Here is a 1,562-nt window from a genome sequence, read left to right as displayed (position 1 = left end):
TATTGATTATAGCCATAATATAGATCTTTTTTGTGCATCTTCACAATTCCTATATTTGAATCAAGCGCGTCAAGTATTTTTGTCAGATAAGTCTTCTGAGACCTATCAACATTAAGCCTTCTGAGAACTATCAACATTACAACCAATAAAAACTCTTTTTATTCTGACCGACAGCTGTAGTCTCTTCTTGCCCTTATCTATTTCTGGGCTTAATAAAAATGAGCGATTAACAGACAGCCGGGCATTCCGCACGGCACATCTATTAATCGCTCTTCAACCTTATATATTATCGTACGATTGCTTCCTTGATGCAGTCTACAATGTATCGTACGTCATCATCTGATACATACGGACCTGCAGGCAGACAGAAACCGACTTTGAAGAGATCCTCCTCTACGCCGTTAGTGTATACTGGAGCGCCCTCGTATACAGGCTGCTTGTGCATCGGTTTCCAGACCGGACGACATTCCACCTTCTTGGCAAGCATGAATACACGCAGTGCCTCTACGTTTTCATTCGGCTGACAGTCGGTTGTAGCAGAGTCTACGGCATGGATAACACCAGCTGCACCACCTACTGCAGTCTTGATGACTTCCTTGTAGGCATTCTCCTGACCCTGAATCTTCACGTCAGCATCGAGTGTCGCAGCACAAAGCCAGAAGTTTGCATCATAGCGTGGGTCGGCAGGTTGCTTGTGGATATGTACTCCAGGAACGTCCTTCAACAACTCCTCATACAACTTCTGCACATGCTTATGATGAGCGATATGGTCATTGAGTACAGTCATCTGACCACGACCAATACCCGCACATACATTACTCATACGATAATTGTAACCAATAGCCGTATGCTGATAATAAGGATAAGCATCACGAGCCTGAGTAGCATACCACATGATTTCGTTGGCAAGCCGGGAAGCCTCTGAAGCCTCCTCCAAACCTCCCCCTGAAGGGAGAGGCTTTCCATCCTGCAAGTCCTTCCCTTCAGGGGAGGATTTAGGAGAGGCTCCATTACAAATCAGTGCACCACCACCAGAAGTGGTAATCATCTTGTTACCATTGAACGACAGCACACCATACTTGCCGAATGTACCGAGCACCTTGCCATCAAAGCGTGAACCCATACCTTCAGCAGCATCCTCCACCACGGGAATTCCATACTTGTTGGCAATTGCCATAATCTCATCAATGCGGTAAGGCATACCATACAGAGCTACAGGCACTATAGCCTTAGGATATTTTCCTGTCTTCTCCTTACGGTCAACGATAGCCTTCTCCAGCAGAACAGGATCCATGTTCCATGTTTCACCCTCAGAACCTACGAACACTGGCTTAGCACCAAGATATGTAATAGGATGACTCGAAGCACAGAATGTGAAACTCTGCACCAACACCTCATCACCAGCCTTCACACCACAGCCAATCAAAGCCAAGTGAACGGCTGCAGTACCAGCAGACAGACAAACCACTCTGTGAGCCCCCTCTAAATCTCCCCCTGAAGGGAGAGACTTCCCGTCACCATTACTGTCAGTCAGCAAGTCCTTCCCTTCAGGGGAGGATTTA

At 46.7% G+C, this 1,562-nt stretch carries 1 protein-coding gene; it reads right to left on the bottom strand.

Annotated features, from left to right (window positions below; genetic code table 11):
• Positions 1-286: 286 nt before the first annotated feature.
• Positions 287-1,537: a DegT/DnrJ/EryC1/StrS family aminotransferase gene (locus QVO99_RS08030; RefSeq protein WP_441295410.1), complete on the bottom strand. Its 1,251-nt coding sequence runs from the start codon at positions 1,535-1,537 to the stop codon at positions 287-289.
• Positions 1,538-1,562 lie beyond the last annotated feature (25 nt).

Origin of the sequence: Prevotella sp. CAG:592 (genome assembly GCF_000436015.1) — a bacterium.
Classification (GTDB): domain Bacteria; phylum Bacteroidota; class Bacteroidia; order Bacteroidales; family Bacteroidaceae; genus Prevotella; species Prevotella pectinovora.
Note: the sequence above shows the minus strand (reverse complement) of the source record. Positions and strands in the feature narration are given on the sequence as shown.